General features: G+C 72.7%; 18 protein-coding genes and 1 riboswitch. Of the genes, 13 read left to right on the top strand and 5 right to left on the bottom strand.

What is annotated here, in order from left to right; translation table 11 throughout:
* Window positions 1-2: 2 nt before the first annotated feature.
* Window positions 3-1,319: a citrate synthase gene (locus ABZZ04_RS17310; protein WP_356933052.1), complete on the bottom strand. Its 1,317-nt coding sequence runs from the start codon at window positions 1,317-1,319 to the stop codon at window positions 3-5.
* A gap of 104 nt (window positions 1,320-1,423) precedes the next feature.
* Here ABZZ04_RS17310 and ABZZ04_RS17305 point away from each other — a divergent pair, with 104 nt between their 5' ends.
* Window positions 1,424-2,584 (top strand): citrate synthase/methylcitrate synthase, encoded by a 1,161-nt coding sequence (locus ABZZ04_RS17305; RefSeq protein ID WP_356933051.1) that lies wholly within the window; start codon window positions 1,424-1,426, stop codon window positions 2,582-2,584.
* A gap of 21 nt (window positions 2,585-2,605) precedes the next feature.
* Window positions 2,606-3,739, top strand: a complete 1,134-nt coding sequence (locus ABZZ04_RS17300; protein ID WP_356933050.1) for a GTP-binding protein — start codon at window positions 2,606-2,608, stop codon at window positions 3,737-3,739.
* A 34-nt stretch (window positions 3,740-3,773) separates the two neighbouring features.
* Here ABZZ04_RS17300 and ABZZ04_RS17295 read toward each other — a convergent pair whose 3' ends face one another.
* Entirely contained in the window at window positions 3,774-6,224 is a 2,451-nt protein-coding gene (locus ABZZ04_RS17295) for a DNA topoisomerase IV subunit A (RefSeq protein WP_356933049.1), read from the bottom strand.
* Window positions 6,225-6,494: 270 nt separating this feature from the next.
* On the opposite strand from ABZZ04_RS17295, the gene ABZZ04_RS17290 reads away from it, so the two are divergent.
* From ABZZ04_RS17290 to ABZZ04_RS17275, 4 genes are all read left to right on the top strand, one after another.
* Window positions 6,495-7,862: a pitrilysin family protein gene (locus ABZZ04_RS17290; RefSeq protein WP_356933048.1), complete on the top strand. Its 1,368-nt coding sequence runs from the start codon at window positions 6,495-6,497 to the stop codon at window positions 7,860-7,862.
* Window positions 7,863-7,885: 23 nt separating this feature from the next.
* Window positions 7,886-9,268 carry a pitrilysin family protein gene (locus ABZZ04_RS17285; RefSeq protein WP_356933097.1) on the top strand — a complete coding sequence of 461 codons (1,383 nt, stop codon included), beginning with the start codon at window positions 7,886-7,888 and terminating at the stop codon, window positions 9,266-9,268.
* A gap of 235 nt (window positions 9,269-9,503) precedes the next feature.
* Window positions 9,504-9,668: riboswitch (cyclic di-AMP (ydaO/yuaA leader) on the top strand.
* A 13-nt stretch (window positions 9,669-9,681) separates the two neighbouring features.
* On the top strand, window positions 9,682-10,503 hold the full coding sequence (locus ABZZ04_RS17280; RefSeq protein ID WP_356933047.1) for a M23 family metallopeptidase: 822 nt from the start codon (window positions 9,682-9,684) through the stop codon (window positions 10,501-10,503).
* Between the two features lie 226 nt (window positions 10,504-10,729).
* Complete coding sequence (locus ABZZ04_RS17275; RefSeq protein WP_356933046.1) at window positions 10,730-11,455, top strand: GntR family transcriptional regulator; 726 nt, start codon at window positions 10,730-10,732, stop codon at window positions 11,453-11,455.
* A 221-nt stretch (window positions 11,456-11,676) separates the two neighbouring features.
* On the opposite strand, the gene ABZZ04_RS17270 is transcribed toward ABZZ04_RS17275, so the two are convergent.
* Complete coding sequence (locus ABZZ04_RS17270; RefSeq protein ID WP_356933045.1) at window positions 11,677-11,958, bottom strand: HPr family phosphocarrier protein; 282 nt, start codon at window positions 11,956-11,958, stop codon at window positions 11,677-11,679.
* A 172-nt stretch (window positions 11,959-12,130) separates the two neighbouring features.
* Here ABZZ04_RS17270 and ABZZ04_RS17265 point away from each other — a divergent pair, with 172 nt between their 5' ends.
* From ABZZ04_RS17265 to ABZZ04_RS17245, 5 genes are all read left to right on the top strand, one after another.
* On the top strand, window positions 12,131-15,016 hold the full coding sequence (locus ABZZ04_RS17265; RefSeq protein WP_356933044.1) for a GNAT family N-acetyltransferase: 2,886 nt from the start codon (window positions 12,131-12,133) through the stop codon (window positions 15,014-15,016).
* 139 nt (window positions 15,017-15,155) lie between these two features.
* The gene (locus ABZZ04_RS17260; RefSeq protein WP_148839862.1) at window positions 15,156-15,752 is read left to right on the top strand and encodes a DUF5998 family protein; all 597 of its coding nucleotides are present in this window, start codon (window positions 15,156-15,158) and stop codon (window positions 15,750-15,752) included.
* Window positions 15,752-16,939 carry a nucleotide pyrophosphatase/phosphodiesterase family protein gene (locus ABZZ04_RS17255; protein ID WP_356933043.1) on the top strand — a complete coding sequence of 396 codons (1,188 nt, stop codon included), beginning with the start codon at window positions 15,752-15,754 and terminating at the stop codon, window positions 16,937-16,939. The genes ABZZ04_RS17260 and ABZZ04_RS17255 overlap by 1 nt, the downstream gene beginning before the upstream one ends.
* A gap of 77 nt (window positions 16,940-17,016) precedes the next feature.
* The gene (locus tag ABZZ04_RS17250) at window positions 17,017-17,667 is read left to right on the top strand and encodes a thymidine kinase (RefSeq protein WP_356933042.1); all 651 of its coding nucleotides are present in this window, start codon (window positions 17,017-17,019) and stop codon (window positions 17,665-17,667) included.
* Between the two features lie 43 nt (window positions 17,668-17,710).
* Window positions 17,711-18,577, top strand: coding sequence for a PaaX family transcriptional regulator C-terminal domain-containing protein (locus tag ABZZ04_RS17245; RefSeq protein ID WP_356933041.1), 867 nt, complete (start codon window positions 17,711-17,713; stop codon window positions 18,575-18,577).
* Window positions 18,578-18,618: 41 nt separating this feature from the next.
* Here the strand turns inward: ABZZ04_RS17245 and ABZZ04_RS17240 are convergent, their stop codons facing one another.
* Window positions 18,619-19,395: a VOC family protein gene (locus tag ABZZ04_RS17240; protein ID WP_356933040.1), complete on the bottom strand. Its 777-nt coding sequence runs from the start codon at window positions 19,393-19,395 to the stop codon at window positions 18,619-18,621.
* 239 nt (window positions 19,396-19,634) lie between these two features.
* Between ABZZ04_RS17240 and ABZZ04_RS17235 the strand changes: the two genes are divergently transcribed.
* On the top strand, window positions 19,635-20,462 hold the full coding sequence (locus ABZZ04_RS17235; RefSeq protein ID WP_356933039.1) for a sulfurtransferase: 828 nt from the start codon (window positions 19,635-19,637) through the stop codon (window positions 20,460-20,462).
* Window positions 20,463-20,596: 134 nt separating this feature from the next.
* Here ABZZ04_RS17235 and sepH read toward each other — a convergent pair whose 3' ends face one another.
* A complete protein-coding gene (gene sepH / locus ABZZ04_RS17230) occupies window positions 20,597-21,664 on the bottom strand; it encodes a septation protein SepH (protein WP_356933038.1) in 1,068 nt (355 codons plus the stop codon).
* A 497-nt stretch (window positions 21,665-22,161) separates the two neighbouring features.
* Between sepH and ABZZ04_RS17225 the strand changes: the two genes are divergently transcribed.
* A complete protein-coding gene (locus ABZZ04_RS17225; RefSeq protein ID WP_356933037.1) occupies window positions 22,162-23,253 on the top strand; it encodes a hypothetical protein in 1,092 nt (363 codons plus the stop codon).
* Window positions 23,254-23,256: the final 3 nt, after the last annotated feature.

The following is a 23,256-nucleotide window of genomic DNA, read 5'->3' as shown; positions in this document are numbered from 1 at the left end:
GTTCACGGCGCGGACCGTCGCGACAGGCCGTCCGCGGCGGGCAGCGGCTGAGGGGGACGGGGGCCGCAGTACTGGCCGCTGGGGCGCATGCGCAGGGGGCGCTCCTCGTACTCCTCCAGTGCGTGCGCGATCCATCCGGCCGTGCGGGACACCGCGAACACCGTCTCGCCGGCCTCCGCGGCCATGCCGGAGGAGACCGAGAGCACGGCGAGCGCCAGGTCCACATTGGCGGGCAGGGGCACGTGCCGGGCGGTCGTGGCGATCACGTCGTGCGCCGCGGCGAGCGCCCCGGCGGCCTGCGGCACCCTCGCGAGCAGGGCGAACAGCGCCTGCGCCCGGGGATCCCCGGTCCTGTAGAGCCGGTGGCCGAGCCCGGGAACCCTGCGTCCGGCACGGAGGTGGTCGGCGACCACCGGGACCGCGCTGCCCCGCTCCAGGACCTCGGCCAGCATCCGGTGGGCCAACCCGCTCGCCGCCCCGTGCAGCGGGCCCTCCAGCACTCCGAGACCCGCGGAGACCACCGCGTACGGATGGGCGTGGGCGGACGCGGCGACCCGGGCGGCCAATGTCGACGCCGCGAGGTCGTGGTCGATCAGCAGGGCGAGGGCGCCGTCCAGCGCGGTGACGAACGGCTCGTCGGCGGGCCGGGCGGTGAGCTTCGACCACAGCTGCCGGGCCAGCCCGGCTTCCCTCCCCTCCGGCTCCTCCGACCGCTCCCCGGTTCCTCCGGCCGCCGGGGGCAGGGCGCCGACCAGGGTCGGCACGAGGCTTCGCGCACCGGCGAGCACGGTCTCGCGCGAGAGGTCGAAGCGGAACGGATCGGCGCTCGCCGCGGCGATCACCGCGACCCGCAGCCGGTCCGTCGGGCTGCTGTGCGCGGGCAGCGCGTCGACCGCCACGCGCGCCGCGGCCAGCGCCTCGTCGGGCGCCGTGAAGCGGACGCCGGGATGCAGCTCACCGGTCCAGAGCCACTCGGCGACCTCCTCGTAGGCGTACTCCCGGGCCAGTTCGGTCGCGTCGACGCCGCGGAAGTAGTAGCGGTCGTTCTCGATCAGGGTGACGCCGGTGCGGAAGACCAGGTCGCCGGGGGCGGGCGGGGGCTCCCGACGGCTCGTGCGCCGGGCCAGCGCGTCGACCTCCGCCGCGTCGAACGTGCTGCCGCGCCCGCCGGGGACGCGGGTGCTGCTCAGCTGGCCCCGGCTGACGTAGGCGTACACCGTCTCCGGCTTCACCCCGAGACGCTCGGCGGTCTCCCGGGTGCTGAGCCGTCGTGGCGCCGTCGCCCCGGAATTGTCGTCGGGTGCTGCTCGATCCGTCATGTCGCCAACCGTATACACATTGATTCAATCAATATTGACAGAGATTGAGTCAATCTTAGATGGTCGAATCAATGTTGATGAGCCCCGGACCCACGGAGGAACCGATGCCGACCACGACCAGCGGCACCCCGCTCGACGTACCCCGAGGACTGGCGGGCGTCGTCGTCACCGACACGGCCCTCGGCGACGTCCGCGGACGCGAGGGCTTCTACCACTACCGGCAGTACTCGGCGATCGAACTGGCAAGGACCCGCAGCTTTGAGGACGTCTGGTACCTGATGTCCGAGGGCACGCTGCCCGACGCCGGGGCCCGCGCCGGGTTCGCCGCCCGCACCGCCGCCCTGCGCAGGCTCCCCGCACAGGTGCGCGAGGCGCTGCCCGCCATAGCGCGTGCGGGAGCCGCCTCCAACCCCCTGGCCGGGCTGCGCACCGCACTCTCGCTCCTCGGCGCGGCGGCCGGATTCCGGCCGGTGTACGACATCGACGCCGGCCGGCGCCGCGACGACGCCCTGGCCGTCTGCGCGGCCGTCCCCACCGTGCTCACCGCCCTGCACCGGCTCGGCCGGGGCCTCGAACCGGTCGAGCCGCGCGACGACCTGCCCCACGCCGCCAACTACCTCTACATGCTCACCGGCTCCGTACCGGACGCCGCACGCGTCAGGGCCGTCGAGCAGTACCTGATCTCCACCATCGACCACGGCTTCAACGCCTCGACCTTCACCGGCCGGGTGGTCGCCTCCACCGGCGCCGATGTCGCGGCCTGCCTGGTGGCCGCCGTCGGAGCACTCTCCGGACCGCTGCACGGCGGGGCGCCCAGCCGCGCCCTCGACACCCTGGACGCCATCGGCACCCCCGACCGCATCGACGGCTGGATCCGCGAGCAGGTGCTCTCGGGCGGGCGGATCATGGGCTTCGGACACCCCGTCTACCGCACCGAGGACCCCCGCTCACGCATGCTGCGAGACATCGCCCAGGGCTTCGGCGGCCCGCTCGTCGACTTCGCCGTCGAGGTGGAACGCCAGGTCGAGGCGATCCTCGCCGAACTCAAGCCGGGCCGCGAACTGCACACCAACGTGGAGTTCTACGCCGGGGTCGTCATGGAGCTGTGCGGACTGCCGCGCGAGATGTTCACACCGACCTTCTGCGCGGCGAGGGTGGTCGGCTGGAGCGCCAATATCCTGGAGCAGGCGGAGGACTCGAAGATCATCCGTCCGGCGGCCCGTTACGTGGGCACGCCCCCGCCGCAGCCGGTCCCGGCGCCCTGAGGCCATCGAGGAAGGTTTCCGTTGAACCCGTCGTCCCCGCCCCGCAAGCAGCAGATTCCGGTCATCGTCCTCGCGGGGTTCCTGGGATCGGGCAAGACGACACTGCTCAACCACCTCCTCGCCAACCGCGCGGGAAACCGGATCGGCGTGATCGTCAACGATTTCGGTTCCATCGAGATCGACGCCATGACCGTCTCGGGGCAGGTCGGCTCCACCGTCTCGCTGGGCAACGGGTGCCTGTGCTGCGCGGTCGACGCGAGCGAACTCGACACCTTCCTCGACATGCTGACCAGGCCCTCCGCCCGCCTCGACGTGATCGTCATCGAGGCCAGCGGACTGGCCGAGCCGCAGGAACTCGTACGGATGCTGCTGGCCAGCGACAACCCGGACATCGTCTACGGGGGACTGGTGGAGGTCGTCGACGCCGCAGGGTTCGACGCCACCCGGGAGCGCCACCCGGAGATCGACCGCCATCTCGCCGTCGCCGATCTCGTCGTGCTGAACAAGACCGACCTGGTCGGGAGCGAGGAGCTGGACCGGATCGGGAAGGCCGTCACCGGGATCGGTGCCCCGGCTGCCGACGGGCGGCCGGCCATCGGCGGGCCCGCGGTCATCCGCGCCACCTACGGACGCATCGATCCGGAACTCCTCTTCGACCCGGCGCTGCGACCCGACGGCGCGGAGAAGGCGCACCAGCTCACCTTCGAGGACCTGCTCCTGGCGGAGCGGGACGAGGAGGAGGGTCGCGGCGACGGGCACGGGCACCACCTCCACGCCGCCTACGAGAGCGTGTCCTTCACCGCGGACGTGCCCATGAACCCCCGCCGCCTGATGGACTTCCTCGACTCCCGCCCGCAGGGCCTCTACCGGATCAAGGGATTCGTCGACTTCGGCGTGGGCGACCGGACCAACAAGTACGCCCTGCACACGGTCGGCAGGTTCCTGCGGTTCGACCCGCGGCCGTGGACGCGCGACGAGCCGCGCCTCACCCAGCTGGTGCTGATCGGTTCCGGCATCGACCCGGAGGCCCTGGGCAAGGAGCTGGACGGCTGCCGCGAGAGCGCCGCGCCGGACCCGGACACAACGCAGGACGCCGCACACGAACGGAGCATGTGGGGCGTCCTGCGGTACGTGCGGCGGCCCGACGACGCGTAGGCCGTGCCCGGCCCCGCGCCGTCGGACCGGTCGGCTACACCGGGCCCGCGATCACCGAGACCGGCTTGACCAGCGGCGTCCCCGAACCGTCGCGCCGCGGGTCCGGCTCCGGCAGCTCGGCCGGTGCGCCGTTGGACTGTGCGGCACGGGCGGGCACCGCACCCGCCCAGGCGAACACCAGGACGTCCTCGCCCTTGAGGAACCGCTGACAGCGCACCCCGCCGGTGGCCCGGCCCTTGCGCGGGTACTGGTCGAACGGGGTGAGCTTGCACGTCTGCGCCGAGTCGTCCAGCGTGCCGTGCGAGCCCGCGACGGTGAACACCATCGCGTCCACCGCCGGATCCACCGCGGTGAAGGAGATCACCTCGGCGTCCGCCGCCAGCTTGACCCCCGCCATGCCCCCGGCGGGCCGGCCCTGCGGCCGCACCTGCGCCGCCGGGTAGCGCAGCAGCTGCGCGTCGGAGGTGATGAACACCAGGTCCTCCTCGCCGGTCCGCAGCTCGGCGGCACCGACGATCCGGTCACCGGACTTGAGGGCGATGACCTCCAGCTCTTCCTTGTTGGCCGGATAGTCCGGCACCACTCGCTTGACGACGCCCTGAAGGGTGCCGATCGCCAGACCGGGGGACGCCTCGTCGAGCGTCGTCAGACAGACGACCGTCTCGTCGCTCTCCAGTGTGAGGAACTCGGAGACCATCGCCCCGCCCGACAGGTTGGGCGCCGCGTGGGTGTCCGGCAGCTGGGGCAGGTCGATCACCGGGAGCCGCAGCAGCCGGCCCGTCGACGTCACCACGCCCACATCGCCCCGCGCCGTCGCCGGCACGGCCGACACGATCACGTCGTGCTTGGCACGCCTGGCGTCCTCGGTGAGGACGATCGGCTCGTCATTGGCGGTACGGGCCAGCAGACCGGTCGAGGAGAGCAGCACCCGGCACGGGTCGTCCGCGACCTCCAGCGGCACCGCGGCGACCTGCGTACCGGCCGACTCCAGCAGCACCGTGCGCCGGGCGGTGCCGAACTTCTTGGCGACCGCGGCCAGTTCCGTGGAGACGAGCTTGCGCAGCTCGGTGTCCGATTCGAGGATGGCCGTCAGCTCGGCGATCTCGTCGTTGAGCCGGTCCCGCTCGCTCTCCAGCTCGATCCGGTCGAACCGGGTCAGCCGGCGCAGCGGGGTGTCCAGGATGTACTGCGTCTGGACCTCGCTCAGCGAGAACCGCTCGATGAGCCGCTCCTTCGCCTGCGCCGAGTTGTCGCTGGAACGGATGAGCCGGATGACCTCGTCGATGTCGACCAGCGCGACGAGCAGGCCCTCGACCAGGTGCAGCCGGTCGCGGCGCTTGCCCCGGCGGAACTCGCTGCGCCGGCGCACCACGTCGAAGCGGTGGTCGAGGTAGACCTCCAGCAGCTCCTTGAGGCCCAGCGTGAGCGGCTGCCCGTCGACCAGCGCCACGTTGTTGATGCCGAAGGAGTCCTCCATCGGCGTCAGCTTGTAGAGCTGCTCCAGCACGGCCTCCGGCACGAAGCCGTTCTTCACCTCGATGACCAGGCGCAGGCCGTGCTCGCGGTCGGTCAGGTCCTTCACGTCCGCGATGCCCTGGAGCTTCTTCGCCGAGACCAGGTCCTTGATCTTGGCGATCACCTTCTCCGGGCCGACGGTGAAGGGGAGTTCCGTGACGACCAGGCCCTTGCGACGGGCCGTCACGTTCTCCACGGAGGCGGTCGCGCGGATCTTGAACGTGCCGCGTCCCCGGGCGTACGCGTCCTTGATGCCGCCCAGGCCCACGATCCGGCCGCCCGTGGGCAGGTCGGGACCGGGCACGAACCGCATCAGGGTCTCCAGGTCCGCGCCCGGGTGCTTGATCAGGTGCCGGGCGGCGGCGACGACCTCGCCCAGGTTGTGCGGCGGCATGTTGGTCGCCATGCCGACCGCGATCCCGGAAGAGCCGTTGACCAGCAGGTTCGGGTACGCGGCGGGGAGAACGGTCGGCTCCGTCTCCTGACCGTCGTAGTTCGACTGGAACGCGACGGTGTCCTCGTCGATCGACTCCGTCATCAGCGACGTCGCGTCGGCCATCCGGCACTCGGTGTACCGCATGGCGGCCGGCGGGTCGTCGTTCCCGAGAGAGCCGAAGTTTCCGTGGCCGTCGACCAGGGGGAGCCGCATGGAGAACGGCTGAGCCAGACGGACCAGCGCGTCGTAGATCGACGCGTCGCCGTGCGGGTGCAGCTTGCCCATGACCTCGCCGACCACGCGGGCGCACTTCACGAAGCCGCGGTCGGGGCGCAGGCCCATCTCGTTCATCTGGTAGACGATGCGGCGGTGCACCGGCTTCATGCCGTCCCGGGCGTCGGGCAGGGCCCGGGAGTAGATCACCGAGTACGCGTACTCGAGGAAGGAGCCCTGCATTTCGTCGACGACGTCGATGTCGAGGATCTTCTCCTCGAAGTCGTCCGGCGGCGGGGTCTTCGTGCTGCGGCGGGCCATCGCTGCTGCGACTCCTTCACGGATTCTGTTCGGGCAACCTCAGGTTCTGACGCGGACCATTGTGGACCGCCGCACTGACATCCCCGACCTCGACCCGGCCCAAAGGGCGTTCGGGGCGCCCGCCGACGGGGTTTCCCGCCCCTTCGCGCGGGGGGTGCGCCCCCCTTTCACGCGAACTTCCGCGGTACGGGAACTTCGCCAGGCACGTGTGCGCTTGCTTACAGTGGCAGGTCTTGCAGGAAATCCAGTATCGCGATCGAAGGGACGTACATGCCCATGGGTCACACGGCCACAGCTCAGGCCGGCTCCGGCGGCTTGACAGCGACCGAGCACCGCCTGGCCAACGGCCTGCGCGTGGTGCTCTCCGAGGACCATCTGACCCCGGTCGCCGCAGTCTGCCTCTGGTACGACGTCGGCTCGCGCCACGAGGTCAAGGGACGCACCGGCCTGGCTCACCTCTTCGAGCACCTGATGTTCCAGGGCTCCGGCCAGGTCAAGGGGAACGGTCACTTCGAGCTGGTGCAGGGGGCCGGCGGTTCGCTCAACGGGACCACCAGCTTCGAGCGCACCAACTACTTCGAGACCATGCCCGCCCACCAGCTGGAGCTGGCCCTCTGGCTCGAAGCCGACCGCATGGGCTCGCTGCTCGCCGCGCTCGACGAGGAGTCGATGGAGAACCAGCGGGACGTCGTCAAGAACGAGCGCCGCCAGCGTTACGACAACGTCCCCTACGGCACGGCGTTCGAGAAGCTGACCGCCCTGGCCTACCCCGAGGGCCACCCGTACCACCACACGCCGATCGGCTCGATGGCCGACCTGGACGCCGCGACCCTGGAGGACGCGCGCACCTTCTTCCGTACGTACTACGCGCCCAACAACGCGGTGCTCTCGGTCGTCGGCGACATCGACCCCGAGCAGACCCTCGCCTGGATCGAGAAGTACTTCGGTTCCATCCCGTCCCACGACGGCAAGCAGCCGCCGCGCGACGGCACGCTCCCCGGGATCATCGGTGAGCAGCTGCGCGAGGAAGTGCGCGAGGAGGTTCCGGCGCGCGCGCTGATGGCCGCCTACCGGCTGCCGCACGACGGCACCCGGGAGTGCGACGCTGCGGACCTCGCGCTGACCGTGCTCGGCGGCGGCGAGTCGTCGCGGCTGTACAACCGCCTCGTCCGCCGCGACCGCACGGCCGTGGCGGCCGGGTTCGGGCTGCTGCGACTGGCCGGAGCGCCCTCGCTCGGCTGGCTGGACGTCAAGATGTCCGGCGGGGTCGAGGTGCCGGAGGTCGAGACCGCGGTCGACGAGGAGCTCGCCCGGTTCGCCGCCGAGGGCCCCACGCCCGAGGAAATGGAGCGGGCGCAGGCCCAGTTGGAGCGCGAGTGGCTGGACCGGCTCGGCACGGTCGCGGGCCGCGCGGACGAACTGTGCCGCTTCGCCGTGCTGTTCGGCGACCCGCAGCTCGCCCTGACCGCCGTGCAGCGGGTGCTCGACGTGACCGCGGAGGAGGTCCGGGCCGCGGCCAGGGCCCAGCTGCGCCCCGACAACCGGGCGGTGCTGGTCTACGAGCCGGTCGAGTCGGCCGAGCCCGCCGACGAGACCGACGCCGACGACACCGACGCGCACGAAGGAGCGGGCAAGTGACCGACGCCGCGACTGGAGTTTCGATGCAGTACCACCCGCAGCCGGCCCCCGGTGCGGCCCGGCCCTGGGCCTTCCCCGCCCCGGAGCGGGGTTCCCTGCCCAACGGTCTGACGGTGCTGCGCTGCCACCGCCCCGGCCAGCAGGTCGTCGCGGTGGAGGTCTTCATCGACGCCCCGCTGGACGCCGAGCCCGAGGGCTTCGACGGCGTGGCCACGATCATGTCGAGGGCGCTCTCCGAGGGCACGGACAAGCACACCGCGGAGGAGTTCGCCGCTGAGCTGGAGCGCTGCGGCGCCACTCTCGACACCCATGCCGACCACCCCGGCGTCCGGGTCTCCCTGGAGGTCCCGGCCTCCCGGCTCGCCAAGGCCCTGTCACTGGTCGCCGAGGCTCTCCGGGCGCCCGCCTTCCCGGACGGCGAGATCGAGCGGCTGGTGCGCAACCGGCTCGACGAGATCCCGCACGAGCAGGCCAACCCGGCCAGGCGCGCGGCCAAGCAGCTCTCCAAGGAACTGTTCCCGGCCACGGCGCGGATGTCGCGCCCGCGCCAGGGCACCGAGGAGACGGTGGAGCGGATCGACTCGGCGGCGGTGCGCGCGTTCTTCGACGCCCACATCAGGCCGTCCGCCGCGACCGCCGTGGTCGTCGGCGACCTCACCGGCATCGACCTGGACGCCCTGCTCGCCGACACGCTCGGCGACTGGTCGGGCGAGCCCGCCGTGCGCCGGACCGCCCCGCCGATCACCGCCGACGACACCGGACGGGTGGTGATCGTCGACCGTCCGGGCGCGGTGCAGACGCAGCTGCTGATCGGCCGGATCGGCGCCGACCGGCACGACAGCGTGTGGCCGGCCCAGACGCTCGGCACGTACTGCCTGGGCGGCACGCTCACCTCCCGGCTGGACCGGGTGCTGCGCGAGGAGAAGGGCTACACCTACGGTGTGCGGGCCTTCGCCCAGGTGCTGCGGTCGTCGGCCCCGGACTCCGAGTCGGGCGCGACCGGTGCCTCGATGATCGCCATCAGCGGTTCCGTGGACACGGAGTCCACCGAGCCGGCGCTCAAGGACCTGTGGACGGTCCTGCGGACCCTGGCGGCGGAGGGCCTGACCGACGAGGAGCGCGAGACGGCCGTGCAGAACCTCGTGGGCGTGGCGCCCCTGAAGTTCGAGACGGCGGCCTCCGTCGCGAGCACCCTCGCCGACCAGGTCGAGCAGCACCTCGCCGACGACTACCAGGCACAGCTGTACGCCAGGCTCGCGGAGACCGGCACGGTCGAGGCGACCGCGGCGGTCGTCAACGCGTTCCCGGAGGACCGGCTGGTCACGATCCTCGTCGGTGACGCGGCGCGGATCGCGGAGCCGGTCCGCACCCTGGGCATCGGAGAGGTCTCGGTGGTCTCCGGCTGACGAGCGGCCCCGCCGGAAGGCGAAAGGCCAGATATTCGCATAACCGGACAAAGGGAGGTTCACGGTGAGAGGGATTTCGCCGTGAACCTCCCTTTTGTTCCCCCTTGTGGGGGAGGTTGCCTGTCTGCCCTGTGGGATGCGCTACAAAACGGCCTGTCCGTTTGGTGAATGAAAGCGACCCCGCTTAGCGTCGGCTCGGCTGTCCGCCACTCGTATGCCGCAACCGCGACGTACCGGGCAGTCATCGCCGAGTCCCCGTACGGCGCGAGCCAGGGGAGCCGGGGACCCATGAAGTCCCTGGGGTGAATCGGACGCCCGAGTCGTGACGGCCGGGGCGTCCGTAGGAGACCTTCCTGCTCCGAACCCGTCAGCTAACCCGGTAGGCGAGAAGGAAGGAAAGGACCAGCCACTTCATGGCGCTCATCCGTGCCACCGGGAAGCACCGTGCCCCGAGCCGTCTGACGCGCGGGAGCGCGAAGGCCGTCGGCGTCGCGACCCTGGCCACCACCGGAGTCATCGGCGGCCTGGCCTCCCCGGCCCTCGCCGCGGGCTCCGACGCCCCCGCCACGAGCGGGGCCGGTCTGAACCAGGTCATCGCCATCGACGCGACCCTCGCCGACCGGATCGACGCCCAGGCCGACGCACAGCAGCACCAGGCCGACGCCGCGGCGAAGGCGAAGGCGGAGGCAAGGAAGAAGGCGGAGGCCGAGAAGAAGGCCGAAGCCAGGAAGAAGGCCGCGGCGAAGGCCAGGGCCGAGGCGAAGCGCGCGGCCGAGGAGCGTGCCGAGGAGGCGCGTGCCGCCCGGTCCGCCGAGCGTGCCCGGCTGGGCGCCTTCCGGCTGCCGGTCGCCGGTTCGTACGTCAGCACCGGCTACAAGTCCAGCGGCTCGCTCTGGTCCTCGGGCAGCCACTCGGGCATCGACTTCCACGCCGCGTCCGGCAGCTCCGTCGTCGCCGTCGGCGCCGGTACGGTCGTCGAGGCCGGGTGGGGCGGCGCGTACGGCAACAACGTCGTGCTCCGGATGACGGACGGGACGTACACGCAGTACGGCCACCTCTCCTCGATCGGCGTCTCCGTCGGCCAGAGCGTCGCCGCGGGCCAGCAGATCGGCCTCTCCGGCTCGACCGGCAACTCCACCGGGCCCCACCTCCACTTCGAGGCCCGCACGACCCCGGAGTACGGCTCCGACGTGAACCCCGTCGCGTACCTGCGCGCCCACGGCGTCGACGTCTGACCCGCACACCCCTCCACGCCCTTCCGATGGCCCCGGCAGTCCGCCGGGGCCATCGGCGCGTCCGCCCGGCGCCCCCGGCGCGGGCACCCGTCCGCCGAACCGCCCCGCGGCCAAAAGATATTCATGAATTTCCGTCCGGCATCGGAAATACGGTCGCATTGCAATAGAGTCACGGGGCAGGTGTCGGCCGGCCGCGGTGTGCGGGGATTGAGGCGGAGGTTCGGACATGCGCATTCCGGCGCATTCGGTATGCACGGCAATTCGTGACGACATCGTCTCGGGCGTCTTCGAGCGGGGCAGCCGGCTCACCGAGGAGTTGCTGGCGCGCCGGTACGGAGTTTCCCGGGTCCCGGTGAGGGAGGCCCTGCGGACCCTGGAGTCGGAGGGCTTCGTGGTCACCCGCCGTCACGCGGGTGCCTGCGTCGCCGAACCCACCGAGCTGGAGGCCGCCGATCTGCTGGAGGTCCGGATGCTGCTGGAGCCGCTGGGTGTCGCACGCGCCGCCCGGCGCCGCACCGAGGCGCACCTCAAGGTGCTGCGCGGCCTGGTCAGGCTCGGCCGGGACCGGGCCGGGCGGGGCGAGGGGGAGGACCTGCGCCCGCTGGACGGCTGGTTCCACGAGACGCTGGTGCAGGCGTCGGGCAGCCCCGGTCTGACCGCCCTGCTCACTCAGCTCCGGTACAAGATCGCCTGGATGTACACGGTCGAGCCGCCCGCCCGGCCGATGGACTCCTGGGCCGAGCGCGGGGCCATCGTGGACGCGGTGGCGCGCCGCGACGCGGACCGGGCCAGGGCGCTGGCCGTCCAGCACGTCGAACGGACCGCGGCCGCGCACCGGCTGCGCCGGTCCGACCGGCCGGGGGACCGCACGGCCCGTCGGCCCGCCGCCCCGCGCACCGGCCGGGTGAGAACCTCGCAACATTCCGTAAACACCACGGGTGCACGGTATTAACAATCACGCCGTATACAAAGGGGTGAAGCGTGATTCCGGGGAAAGTGGGCCCCTTTCCGTGGTAATTTCGTCGGCCCGAATTCACCTGCCTCGATCCCACAGGTCTTGATTCCATGGACCGGGTCCACTCGGGTCGCTCCGCGTGATTTCGGCCGGAGTGAGGAAAGCAAAAGAGCCGCGGCTCCGGTTCAGGGTGCCGCGGCTCTCTCGCAGAAAATGTTTCAGACGGTCTCCGGAAGCTCCTCGAGCCCCTCGGCGACCAGCTTCGCCAGGCGGTCCAGGGCGACCTCGGCGTTGTCGGCCTCGGACGCGAGCACGATCTCCTCGCCCCCCTGTGCGCCGAGGCCGAGCACCGCGAGCATGGAGGCGGCGTTCACCGGGTTGCCGTCGGCCCTGGCGATCGTCACGGGGACGCCGGAAGCCGTGGCGGCACGGACGAAGATGGAAGCGGGGCGGGCGTGCAGGCCCTCGGCCCAACCGACGTTGACGCGGCGCTCAGCCATGGTTCTGCCCTTCATGGATCAACAGTTGTCTAGACCATTCTCTCACGCGGCGCGCGGTGCTCCGACCGGGCCGGAACGTGCCCACGACGCCCGCGACAGCGCCGATCGGCCCCCTCAGCCTGCCCCGGCCCCGAGCCCCACGCGACTGCTGGCGGCGCCGTAGTCTTTGCCCATGCAGCCCGCGCCGGAGCAGAGTCCGCATCACGCCTATCCCGACCACTGGGAAGCCGACGTGGTGCTCCGCGACGGGGGAACCGCACGGATCAGGCCCATCACCACGGATGACGCCGAACGGCTGGTCAGCTTCTACGAGCACGTCTCCGACGAGTCGAAGTACTACCGGTTCTTCGCCCCGTACCCCCGCCTGTCCGACCGGGACGTGCACCGCTTCACCCATCACGACTACGTCGACCGGGTGGGACTCGCCGTCACGGTCGGCGGCGAGTTCATCGCGACCGTCCGCTACGACCGGATCGACGAGCGGGGCAGGCCCGCCTCCGCTCCCGCCGACGAGGCCGAGGTCGCCTTCCTCGTCCAGGACGCGCACCAGGGCCGGGGGGTGGCCTCGGCCCTCCTCGAACACATCGCGGCCGTCGCCCGCGAGCGCGGCATCCGGCGCTTCGCCGCCGAGGTGCTGCCCGCCAACACCAAGATGATCAAGGTGTTCCGGGACGCCGGGTACACCCAGCAGCGCAGCTTCGAGGACGGCTCCGTCCACCTCACCCTGGACCTCGAACCGACCGCCGAGTCCCTCGCCGTCCAGCGCGGCCGCGAGCACCGCGCCGAGGCCCGGTCCGTGCAGCGCCTGCTGGCCCCGGGCTCCGTCGCCGTCATCGGCGTCGGCCGGACCCCCGGCGGGGTCGGCCGCACGGTGCTGCGCAACCTCCTCGGGGCCGGCTTCACCGGTCGCACGTACGCCGTGAACCACGCCTTCGCCGAGGGCCGGGACACGGTCGACGGCGTCCCGGCCCACCGCTCGATCGGCGAGATCGGGGAGCCGGTCGACCTCGCGGTCGTGGCCGTGCCCGCCGACCGGGTCCCCGAAGCCGTCGAGGACTGCGGCGAGCACGGCGTCCAGGGCCTGGTCGTCCTCTCCGCCGGATACGCCGAATGGGGCGCCGAGGGCAGGGAACGGCAGCGGGAACTGGTCCGCCAGGCCCGCTCGTACGGCATGCGGATCATCGGCCCGAACGCCTTCGGCCTCATCAACAACGCCGAAACCGTCCGGCTGAACGCCTCCCTGGCCCCCGAGCCGCCCGCCCCCGGACGCATCGGGCTCTTCACCCAGTCCGGAGCGATCGGCATCGCCCTGCTCTCCGGGCTGTACCGGCGCGGCGCGGGCCTGTCCACCTTCATCTCCGCGGGCAACCGCGCCGACATCTCGGGCAACGACTTCCTGCAGTACTGGTACGAGGACCCGAACACCGACGTCGCCCTGCTGTACCTCGAATCGATCGGCAACCCCCGCAAGTTCACCCGCCTCGCACGGCGCACCGCGGCCGTGAAGCCGGTGGTCGTGGTCAAGGGCGCCCGGCACAGCGGCTCCACCCCACCCGGCCACGCGGTGCCGGTCAGCCGGATTCCGGACGCGACGGTCTCGGCGCTCATGCGGCAGGCGGGCGTGATCCGGGTCGACACCGTGACGGAGATGGTCGACGCAGGGCTCCTCCTCGCCGACCAGCCGCTCCCGGCCGGCCCCCGGGTCGCGATCCTCGGCAACTCGGAGTCGCTCGGGCTCCTCACGTACGACGCCTGCCTCGCGGAGGGGCTGCGCCCGCGCCCACCCCTCGACCTGACCACCGCGGCCACCCCGCAGGACTTCAGGGACGCCCTGAGCCGGGCGCTGGCCGACGAGGGCTGCGACTCGGTGATCGTGACGGCGATCCCATGGGTGGGCGAGGACGGCGAGGCGGAGGCGGGCGACGGGGAGGTGCTCGCCGCCGCGCTGCACACGGCCGCCGCCGCGGGCCCGGCCAAGCCCGTGGCCGTCGTGCACGTGGAGATCGGCGGGCTGGCGGAGGCCCTCTCCGCGGCCACCAGCACCGTCACCCAGCCGGGCACCGGGACCGGGCCCCCCGGCCCCGGCGCGGCGCCCACCACGACACCGGCCGCGGCCCCGGAGCCCGCCGCAGCCCCCGCGGGCCCGGACTGCGGGGACGACTCCGCCCCCGGCACCGGGCCCGGCCGGATCCCCGCCTACCCCGCCGCCGAACGCGCCGTGCGGGCCCTGGCCGAAGCGGTGCGGTACGCGCAGTGGCGGCGACAGGCGGCCCTGCCCGGCAAGGTGCCCGAGTTCCTCGACGACACCATCGACGGGCCGGGCGCGGCCGGCCTCATCGACACCTTCCTCGGCCCCGAGCCCGACCCCCGGGGCAGATCGCTCACGCACGCCGAGGCGGGCGAACTCCTGGGTCGCTACGGCATCACCGTGCGGCCGACGCTCCCCGCGCCCGACCCGGACGCCGCCGTCGCCGCGGCGGCCCGGCTCGGCTACCCCGTGGCGCTCAAGACGACCGCGCCCCATCTGCGCCACCGCGCCGACCTCGGCGGGGTCCGGCTGGACCTCGCCGACGAGGACGCGCTGCGCCGGGCGTACGGCGAGCTGACCGACCTGCTCGGCAAGCCGGTCGAACTCCAGCCCGTCGTCCAGGCCATGGCGCCGCGCGGCGTCGACACCGTGGTACGGGCCACGATCGACCCGGCGGCGGGCGCCGTCCTCTCCTTCGGCCTCGCGGGCGCGCCCTCCGAACTCCTCGGCGACACCGCCCACCGCCTCGTCCCGGCCACCGACCGCGACGCCGCCGAGCTGATCCGGTCCATCCGGGCGGCCCCGGTGCTCTTCGGCTGGCGGGGCGCGGCGCCCGTGGACACCGCGTCGCTGGAGGAGCTGCTGCTGCGGGTCTCCCGGCTCGTCGACGACCACCCCGAGGTGGTCTCCGTCGCCCTGGAACCCGTCGTGGTGGCCACCCAGGGGCTGACCGTGCTCGGCGCGAGCGTCCGCCTCTCGCCGCCCCCGGCCCGCACCGACCTCGGTCCCCGCCGCCTCCCCAACTACTGACCCCCGCGGCGCCCGCCCCGCCCCGGCCACGGGGCGGGGGAGGCCCCGGCCGCGGGAGGGAGGCCCGTACCTGCAGGTTCCGGCCCCGCACCCGGTACAACGTCCCCGGCAGCCATCCGTCCCCCGTAGGATGGTGCCCATGGCTAAGACCGGTACGACGACCCAGGGGCTGCGCGCGGCGATCGAGCGCAGCGGCTACTACCCGGCCCTCGTGGCCGAGGCGGTGGAGGCCGCCGTGGGCGGTGAGCCGGTCGTTTCGTACCTGGTGCACCAGGAGACCACCTTCGACTCCAACGAGGTGCGCCGCCACGTCACGGTCCTGGTCCTGACGGACAACCGTTTCATCGTCAGCCACACCGACGAGCAGAACGCCGACACCAGCTCCCCGACGCCGTACGCCACCACCTCCACCGAGTCGGTCAAGCTCGACCGGATCTCGTCGGTCGTGGTCAGCCGGGTCGTGGCCAACCCCGAGAAGTACGTACCGGGCACCCTGCCCCGCGAGGTCGTCCTCACCATCGGCTGGGGCGCGGTCTCCCGGATCGACCTGGAGCCCGCCGCCTGCGGCGACCCCAACTGCGAGGCCGACCACGGCTACACCGGCAGCTCCACCGCCGACGACCTGAGCCTGCGGGTCAGCGAGGCCGGCGACGGCCCGGACACCGTGCGCCAGACCCTCGCCTTCGCCCAGTCGCTCTCCGAGGCCACGGCCGCGACCGCGGCGACCGGCCGCTGATGGCGCAGCCGGCCTGGCAGGAGCCCGTGCTGCTCCCCGTCGACACCGCCCCCGTCCCGGAGTACGGCAGCGGATCGCTCTGCGACCTGCTGCCCACCCTCGTCGCCGGACAGGGCGTGCCCGGCTTCACCGCGGCGATCCCCGAGCTCACCCCCGCCGACCGGAACTGCGTGTTCCTGATCGACGGTCTCGGCTGGGAGCAGATCGGGGCCCACCCCGACGAGGCGCCGTTCCTGCACTCGCTGCTCCCCACCTCGCGCGGCGGCACCGGCCGCCCGATCACCGCGGGCTTCCCGGCCACCACCGCGACCTCGCTCGCCTCGGTCGGCACCGGTCTCCCGCCCGGCGAGCACGGTCTGCCCGGCTACACCGTGCGCGACCCCGGGACCGGCGAGCTGATGAACCAGCTCCGCTGGAGGCCCTGGACCCCGCCGAAGGCGTGGCAGCCCCACCCCACCGTCTTCGGGCTCGCCGACGCCGCGGGCGTGCGCACCGCCCAGGTCTCCGCCCCGGCCTTCGAGCAGACCCCGCTCACCAAGGTCGCGCTGAGCGGAGGATCGTTCCTGGGCAGGCTGTCCGGCGAGGAGCGGATGGACACGGCGGCCGAACGGCTCGCCGCGGGCGACCGGTCGCTGGTCTACACGTACTACAGCGAGGTCGACGGCATGGGGCACCGCTTCGGCATCGACTCCGACGCCTGGCGCGGCCAGCTGATGTACGTGGACGGTCTCGCCCGGCGCCTGGCCGAACAGCTCCCGGCCCGCTCGGCGCTGTACATCACCGCCGACCACGGCATGATCGACATCCCCTTCGACGAGCAGTCCCGGATCGACTTCGACGAGGACTGGGAGCTGCGCGCGGGCGTGGCCCTGCTCGGCGGCGAGGGCCGGGCCCGGCACGTCTACGCGGTCCCGGGGGCCGAGGCGGACGTCCTGACCGTCTGGCGGGAAGTGCTGGGCGAGCAGTTCTGGGTGGCGAGCCGGGACGAGGCGATCGAGGTCGGCTGGTTCGGCCCGAGGATCGACGAACGGGTCCACGGCAGGATCGGGGACGTCGTCGCGGCGGCCCGCGACGACGTGGTGATCACCGCGTCCGTCAACGAGCCGCACGAGTCCGCGATGGTGGGCATGCACGGCTCGATGACCCCCGTCGAGCAGCTCGTACCCCTCCTCGAAGTACGCTCGTAACCGCGTTTTTCCTCCACCGCCGTCGTCACCGTCGTTCCCACGCCGCTCCGCCCCGCCCGAAAGGTGCTCAGTTCCTCATGCCCGAGCTTGTGTTCTTCTCCGGAACGATGGACTGCGGAAAGAGCACGCTGGCGCTCCAGATCGGCCACAACCGTTCGGCACGCGGTCTGCAGGGTGTGATCTTCACCCGCGACGACCGGGCGGGGGAGGGCAAGCTCTCCTCGCGCCTGGGGCTGGTCACCGAGGCCGTCGAGGCCGACGAGGGCATGAACCTGTTCGCCCATCTCGTCGACCGGATAAGCCGCGGCGGCCGGGCGGACTACGTGATCGTGGACGAGGCGCAGTTCCTGGCCCCCGAGCAGATCGACCAGCTCGCCCGTATCGTCGACGACCTCGACCTGGACGTCTTCGCGTTCGGCATCACCACCGACTTCCGGACCAAGCTGTTCCCCGGTTCCCAGCGGCTGATCGAGCTGGCCGACCGGGTCGAGACGCTCCAGGTCGAGGCGCTCTGCTGGTGCGGCGCGCGGGCCACGCACAACGCGCGGACGGTCGGCGGCGAGATGGTCGTCGAAGGAGCCCAGGTGGTCGTGGGGGACGTCAACCAGCAGGCGGGCGAGGTCGGTTACGAGGTGCTGTGCCGACGCCACCACCAGCGCAGGACCACCAGCGCGACCGCCCGCGCCGCCGCCCTCTCGCCGGACGTACTGCCCGTCACCCCCGCCTGAACCGCCCCCGCCGACGTCCGGCACGGATGCTTAGGATGACGCCGTGAACACGGTGAGCGGGAAAGAGGCCGAGTCCGGGCCGGGCCCGTCGGGCAAGGTGCAGCCGAGACAGCTGATCGTGACGGTCTACGGGCTGTACGCACGCGACACCGGTGGCTGGATGTCGGTGGCCTCGCTGATCCGGCTGCTCGCCGACCTCGGCGTCGAGGCACCGACCGTGCGCTCCTCCGTCTCCCGGCTGAAGCGTGTCGGACTGCTGGAGGCCCGGACGGTCTCCGGAGCGGCCGGATACCGGATCTCGCCCGGGACCGAGCGGATGCTGCGCGACGGCGATCCGCGCATCTTCGCGACCCGGCGGGCCACCCCGGCCGAGGGCTGGGTGCTCGTGGTCTTCTCGGTGCCCGAATCCGAACGCGCCCGGCGGCACACCCTGCGCACCCAGCTGACCCGGCTCGGTTTCGGCTCCGTCTCCGCCGGGGTGTGGATCGCACCGGGACATGTGCACGACGAGGTCGAGGCCGTGCTGGCCAGGCACGGACTGCGCTCGTACGCCGACCTCTTCCGGGCCGACCACCTCCCGGCCGGCGGGGGCGAGGAGCTCGCGGAGAAGGTCGGTTCCTGGTGGGACACCGCCCGGCTGCAGCGGCTGTACGTCGAATTCCTCGACGCGCACCGCCCGTTCGCCGAACGGATCGCGAACGGCGCGACGGTGACGGACCGCGAGGCGTTCACGACGTACATCAGGGTGCTCACCGACTGGCGCCGGCTCGTCTACCTCGACCCCGGTGTCGCGCGCGAGCTGCTGCCGGCCGAATGGAGCGGGACGGAGGCCGCCGAGCTCTTCGGCGAGCTGCACGCCCGGCTGGCCGGTCCCGCCCGCCGGCACGTCGAACGGGTCAGGACCGGCTGAGACCGTGCCCGCCGTCCGGCCGGATGCCGCCCGGCGGGCTCTCAGCCCGCGGCGGACCGGACGATCGTGAACGCCGCGCCCTCCGGATCCGCCACGGTCGCCACCCGTCCGCCCTCCCCCTCCCGGGGCGGCTGCAGGACGTACCCGCCGAGCTCCACCACCCGCCGGGCCGCCTCGTCGGTGTCGAGGACCTCGAAGTACGTCATCCAGTGCGGCCCCCGGTCGCGCGGCAGGGCGTGCCCGACGCCGTGCAGCGAGGCCACCGGGCGGCCCTCCAGGCACAGGGTCTGGTAGTCGAAGTCGGCCGAGACGACCGCCTCGGCCTCGTAGCCGAAGACCGTCTGGTAGAACTTGCAGACCGTCGAGGTCTCGCGGGTAACCAGCTCGTTCCAGACGGGGGTGCCGGGGGCCCCGGCGAGTGCGGTGCCGATGTGCGCGGCCGCCTGCCAGATCCCGAAGACCGCGCCGCCGGGGTCGGAGGCGATGGCCATCCGGCCCGCCTCGCCCGCGTCGAGCGGTCCGACGGCGACGGTGCCGCCGCAGGACCGGATGGTCTCCGCGGTGGCGTCCGCGTCGTCGGTGGCCAGGTAGGTCGTCCAGGCGACGGGCAGGTGCCGCTCCGGCGGCAACTGCCCGATTCCCGCCACCACTTTCCCGTCGACCAGCGCGCGGACGTACGGACCCAGCTGGTCCGGACCCGGCACGAACTCCCAGCCGAACAGATCGGCGTAGAAGCTCCGGGTCGTGCTCAGCCCGTGCACGATCAGGCTCACCCAGCAGGGCGTTCCGGGCGTACGCGCGGTGGCAGCCTCGGTCATCGTCATTCTCTCCTCGGACCATTGTGTGGCCGTACGGGGGAACGGGGCCCGCGCGCCGTCATGCGGCACGGGATGTGTACGCCCCGTGGAGATGGTTGCACCACCCGGCGCGCGATGCGTCCGGCCGCGCCGCACTCACCGGGATTCCAGGAAACCCGGCCCAGGAGGATCGATTCGCCGCGGTACGGCCGCCTCGAAGGTGCTACGGGCGGGGTGGCTCCTGAGCGAGGATGGCTTCCATGAAGCCCATCATCACCGCATCCGAATACGCGAGCGAGTCGGCGGGGCCACGTCCGCCGGTGCTCCTGGACGTACGTTGGCAGCTGGGCGGCCCGCACGGCCGGCCCGACTACGAGGCCGGGCACATCCCCGGCGCGGTCTTCGTCGACCTGGACGCGGAACTGGCCGGTCCGGCGGGCAGTGGGGGCCGCCATCCGCTGCCCGACCCGGCGGAGTTCGGCGCGGTGATGCGCCGGGCCGGGGTCTTCGGGGACACCCCCGTCGTCGTGTACGACGGAGGTCAGGGCTGGGCGGCGGCGCGGGCCTGGTGGCTGCTGCGCTGGACCGGGCACGACGACGTCCGGGTCCTGGACGGCGGGCTCGCCGCGTGGCCGGGCGAACTCCAGAAGGAGACCCCGGCCCCGGCCGAGGGCGACTTCCGGCCCGTCCCCGGCGCGCTTCCGCTGCTGGACGCGGACGGGGCGGCGGCGCTGGCCGACTCGGGGCTGCTGCTCGACGCCCGGGCCGCCGAGCGCTACCGGGGCGATGTGGAGCCGATCGACCGGGTGGGCGGCCACATCCCGGGCGCCGTATCGGCCCCGACCTCGGAGAACACCGGGGACGACGGCCGTTTCCTGGCCCCGGAGGCGCTCGCCGCCCGGTTCGGGGAGCTCGGCGCGGACCGGGCGGCGGAGGTCGGTGTCTACTGCGGTTCCGGTGTGTCCGGCGCTCATGAGGTGCTGGCCCTGGCCATCGCCGGGATCCCCGCGGCGCTGTACGCGGGCTCCTGGTCCGAGTGGTCCGCCGACGAGTCCCGCCCGGTCGCCACGGGGTCCGAGCCCCGGTAACGGAACGTGCGCCGACCGGGGCCGCCGGGAGCCCGGTAACGGGCCCGGTAATCGCACGGCGCGGGAGACGCGCACGGCACGAGGGCCCGTACGCAGCGGCGTACGGGCCCTCGTCACGCTGTGGTCACCCCGGCTCAGTCCTGCTTCTTCCGGCGGGTGCCGAAGACGATCTCGTCCCAGCTCGGCACGGCGGCCCGGCGGCCCGGACGGACACCGTCCGCCTCGGCCTGGCGGTCCGTCGTCCCGGTCAGCCGGTCGCGGTGACCGGCCACCGCCCGCGGCATCAGCACATCGGCGTAGGCGGAACCGGCACCTGCGGAGGCCGCGGCGGCCGGCGGCTCGTCGGCCTCGGGCTCCTGCACGGCGGGCTCGATCGCGGGCGGCTCGGGCGGTGCGGGCCGTTCCGGCACCACCATGTCGCCGCGGAAGCTGGGCACCGCCTCCAGCAGGCTGGTCAGCGAATCGCGTTCACTGGCGGAGATGCCCGCGACGTGTTCCTCGGGCTCGGGTGCGGGCGCCGGGGCCGTGGGGCGTTCGATCTGGCGGTCCAGGGCACGGTCCAGCGGCCGGTCGCGCGGCAGCCGGGCGATCCGGGGCACGAACGGGAAGCTCGGTTCGGGCGCGGCGACGTCGTCGGTCTCGCCGATCAGCGAACGCGCCTCGTCGTCCACGGCCTGGACCAGACGGCGGGGCGGGTCGTACGTCCAGCTCGCCGAGTGCGGCTCGCCCGCGACCCGGTAGACCAGGAGGACCTCCCAGGTGCCGTCGTCCCGGCGCCAGGAGTCCCACTGGACGGTCTCCTTGTCGGCGCCGCGCAGCAGCAGCCGCTCCTGCACCGCCTCGCCGAGCTGGGGGCCGGTGTTCTCGCCGGGACGGCGCACGGGGGTCTTCCGGGCCCGCTCGGCCATGAAGGCGCGCTCCGCGAGCACGGGGCCCTCGAAGCGGCGGACACGATCGACCGGAATGCCGGCGAACTGGGCGACCTCCTCCGCGGAGGCGCCGGCTCGTATCCGGGCCTGGATGTCGCGGGGACGGAGGTGGCTCTCCACCTCGATCTCGATCTGGCCGAGGCGCGCGCGGTCGTTGCGCACGGCGGCCCGCAGCCGCTCGTCGATCGGAAGCGTGTACTCCGTGCTGTCAGCAGCCTTGAGCACCAGTCGTGTGCCGTCGTTGGAGACGGCCACGACACGCAGTTCGGGCATGGGGACCTCCCGGGTGGTGCCTGCCGACGTCACGTGCGTCGCTGCTTCCGCTAGTCGAGTGTGGCCTGCCCGGCTGCAGCCTGCCACAACATTGCCGTGGTACCCGGCGTGTCGGGCGTGAGCCCTTGATCGCCGGTATGACACGGTGACCCATTCTGCAACAGAAAGTGACCATCGGTCACTTCGTGTGGCCAGTCCCCGTGCGATGCCGTGGCGCCGCCGGATCGAGTGCCTCCTTCGGCCCCCTCCCGAAGATCCCGGACACCCGTGAGGGAATCCTGCCCCAGGGCTCGCAACAGTACTCCATTCGGGCCATGAGGGTGGAGCGCCGCGCCGCCCAAGTTCTCGCCGGAGGGGGGAGTTGGGTCACCCCTCCGTGCGCGGGTTACTCCCCGGGCGTGTCCTCCTTCACACAATCCCCGGAACCGGAACTATCGACTTCGCTCAAATGTCCCTTCTTGTTGCATGGTGGGAGAGATGTCAATCAAGGGCTGGGAATGGTGCAGAAGCCGGAAAGCGACACGGAACCCAAGGAAAGGCGCATAGATCTGAGCGTCCCGCAGGTGGCGGGCAGTGCCGTGGCGGCGGTCGCGGCGGCGGTGGCGGCCTCTCAGCTGGGCGTGTACGGAACGGTTCTCGGTGCCGGCGTGATGAGCGTCGTGGCCACCTGCGGAGGCTCGGTCTTCCAGCACTTCTTCCGCCGTACGGGAGAGCAGATCCGCGAGGTCACCGTCCAGGTGAAGCATCCGGACCGCGAAGTGTCCGTGCATGCGCGCGAGTCGGTCGTCGGGCGTGCCCCGAAGGGGGCGCGCGGGTCGTCGGACGGGGCTCCGCACGGTGCCGTGGACGCCACCGCGGTGATGCGCGCCGTGGACGCCGCGACCGGGCCGCGCGCAGCGGACGAGACGATGCCGCTGCGCGGTGCGGACGGTGCGGCGGCCCCGCACGACACGGACGGCACGATGCTCCTGCGCAACGTCGCCGGGGACGCGGAGCGCACCCGGATGCTGCCGGTGCACGGCGGTTCCGGGGCGCCCGCCACCGGCCGCCCGGCGGTGGACGAGGAGTTCTCCGAGGCCACCACCCACGGCACCAGGGTCCGCGGCTGGAAGCGGTCGGCACTCGGCGCGGTCGTGGTCTTCGCCCTGACGATGACCGGGATCACCGCCTACGAGCTGCTCTCCGGCGGAGACCTGAGCGGCGGCAAGGGCACGACCGTCGGCTCCGTCGTGCGCGGCGGGGAACGGAGCTCCGGCACGGACGACCCGGCACCGTCGACGGACACCGGCCCCGGCCGGGAGCGGACGACGGAACGGGGCGACGGCACGGCGACGCCCGGCACGACCCCGCAGGACGGCCGGAGCGGAACCCCGGAGACCGGCCGGGGCGGCGGCCCGTCCACCGCTCCGACGACCGGTTCCACACCGTCCGGCGACACCGGAGACCGCACGAGCCCGGCCCCGGAGGCCACTCCCTCCCCGGCGGCGTCCGGCGACGGCGGGGCACCCACCGACCCCGCGCCCGCGGGCACGGACGGCGCCCCGGCGCAGGGCGACCGGGGCGCCGCCGGCACGGAGGCCGGTCAGTGACCG

Source organism: Streptomyces sp. NPDC006435 (assembly GCF_040612315.1).
GTDB lineage: Bacteria > Actinomycetota > Actinomycetes > Streptomycetales > Streptomycetaceae > Streptomyces.
This window is presented reverse-complemented; position numbering and strand designations above follow the sequence as displayed.

Coding starts and splice junctions, on each gene's coding strand:
- ABZZ04_RS17310 (WP_356933052.1), bottom strand. CDS start 1,319: ATGACGGATCGAGCAGCACCCGACGACAATTCCGGGGCGACGGCGCCA.
- ABZZ04_RS17305 (WP_356933051.1), top strand. CDS start 1,424: ATGCCGACCACGACCAGCGGCACCCCGCTCGACGTACCCCGAGGACTG.
- ABZZ04_RS17295 (WP_356933049.1), bottom strand. CDS start 6,224: ATGGCCCGCCGCAGCACGAAGACCCCGCCGCCGGACGACTTCGAGGAG.
- ABZZ04_RS17290 (WP_356933048.1), top strand. CDS start 6,495: ATGCCCATGGGTCACACGGCCACAGCTCAGGCCGGCTCCGGCGGCTTG.
- ABZZ04_RS17285 (WP_356933097.1), top strand. CDS start 7,886: ATGCAGTACCACCCGCAGCCGGCCCCCGGTGCGGCCCGGCCCTGGGCC.
- ABZZ04_RS17280 (WP_356933047.1), top strand. CDS start 9,682: ATGGCGCTCATCCGTGCCACCGGGAAGCACCGTGCCCCGAGCCGTCTG.
- ABZZ04_RS17275 (WP_356933046.1), top strand. CDS start 10,730: ATGCGCATTCCGGCGCATTCGGTATGCACGGCAATTCGTGACGACATC.
- ABZZ04_RS17270 (WP_356933045.1), bottom strand. CDS start 11,958: ATGGCTGAGCGCCGCGTCAACGTCGGTTGGGCCGAGGGCCTGCACGCC.
- ABZZ04_RS17265 (WP_356933044.1), top strand. CDS start 12,131: ATGCAGCCCGCGCCGGAGCAGAGTCCGCATCACGCCTATCCCGACCAC.
- ABZZ04_RS17260 (WP_148839862.1), top strand. CDS start 15,156: ATGGCTAAGACCGGTACGACGACCCAGGGGCTGCGCGCGGCGATCGAG.
- ABZZ04_RS17255 (WP_356933043.1), top strand. CDS start 15,752: ATGGCGCAGCCGGCCTGGCAGGAGCCCGTGCTGCTCCCCGTCGACACC.
- ABZZ04_RS17250 (WP_356933042.1), top strand. CDS start 17,017: ATGCCCGAGCTTGTGTTCTTCTCCGGAACGATGGACTGCGGAAAGAGC.
- ABZZ04_RS17240 (WP_356933040.1), bottom strand. CDS start 19,395: ATGACCGAGGCTGCCACCGCGCGTACGCCCGGAACGCCCTGCTGGGTG.
- ABZZ04_RS17235 (WP_356933039.1), top strand. CDS start 19,635: ATGAAGCCCATCATCACCGCATCCGAATACGCGAGCGAGTCGGCGGGG.
- sepH (WP_356933038.1), bottom strand. CDS start 21,664: ATGCCCGAACTGCGTGTCGTGGCCGTCTCCAACGACGGCACACGACTG.
- ABZZ04_RS17225 (WP_356933037.1), top strand. CDS start 22,162: ATGGTGCAGAAGCCGGAAAGCGACACGGAACCCAAGGAAAGGCGCATA.